This window comes from Pseudoalteromonas sp. 2CM28B (genome assembly GCF_023161935.1).
On record NZ_JALNTH010000098.1, the window covers coordinates 1 to 1,049 of the forward strand.

The following is a 1,049-nucleotide window of genomic DNA, read 5'->3' on the forward strand; positions in this document are numbered from 1 at the left end:
TAACCGAGCTGACCCGTTCTGCATGATTGAAGGTGCTGACACACGCGCAGTTGTTGATAACTCACCGTATGATGTTGGCGATAACTCTCAAGGCTTGAGTTTAAAATATCAGCGAGGTGTAAGGCGTTCATTGTTTACTCCAGCTCGCAAGCAAATCAATGCCGCCATGACCTAACTCTGGTAACCAATGTAAGTAACTTTGTGTGGTTTTAATATCACTGTGGCCAAGCTGATGTTGCAGTTGATGAAGTGGCATACCTGATTCAAGTTGGTGTGTTGCATAAGCATGGCGTAAAGTATGTGGATTACAGTGCTTTAAGCCACACGCTTGTGCATGTTTTCTCAATGGCTTCCTGAAGGTTGATGCTGACATAGGTTTATCCATTAATAACCGTGAATAGAACATCCAACCTGTTGGGTGATACATTTTCCAATAACAACGTAATTGAGCCAGCACGCTATCTGATACAACCACATAGCGTGATTTATCCCCTTTACCTTGTTCAATTAAAATAGTTTTACGCTGTCCATCGATATCTTGCACTTTAATGCGTAGCAGTTCATTAATACGTAAGCCACACCCATAGCACACCATAATCAATGTTTTTAAGCGCATATCGGTGCAACTTTCTATAAGCCGTCGCATGTCATCGCGCGATAAATACGTGGGTGCGCGAAGTTTTACTTTTGGCAGTACAATATCTAAGTTCAATGGCCGATGTAAAATATTCTTAAACAAGAACCAAATACTGTTTATCTGTATTTTTTGGCTTGCTCTAGAAAGTTTACGAATCGCAGGATCGTTAAAAAAGGCGTTAAGTTCCTCATCAGTAATCGAATCGAGCGGTTTATTAAAATAATGACTGAGTTTTAGTAAATGTTCACAGTAGCTTTTACATGTACTTTGCGAATAACCACGATAGGCTATTTCAGTTTTGACTTGTTCAATGAGTGTATTCATGACTTACCTCCAAGTTATGGGATAACCCCAAGGTAAGTGTGGCTCAAATGATAAGAATAGGATCTCCGCGTAGCGGCTTAGTTCAACA

At 40.4% G+C, this 1,049-nt stretch carries 1 protein-coding gene; it reads right to left on the reverse strand.

Annotated elements, in window-relative coordinates:
- Positions 1–127: 127 nt before the first annotated feature.
- Positions 128–961 carry a tyrosine-type recombinase/integrase gene (locus MTN96_RS36775; RefSeq protein WP_063528612.1) on the reverse strand — a complete coding sequence of 278 codons (834 nt, stop codon included), beginning with the start codon at positions 959–961 and terminating at the stop codon, positions 128–130.
- Positions 962–1,049: the final 88 nt, after the last annotated feature.

Bases quoted from the DNA above. Each gene is read 5' to 3' on its own strand.
- MTN96_RS36775 (WP_063528612.1), bottom strand. From the start codon at position 961: ATGAATACACTCATTGAACAAGTCAAAACTGAAATAGCCTATCGTGGT.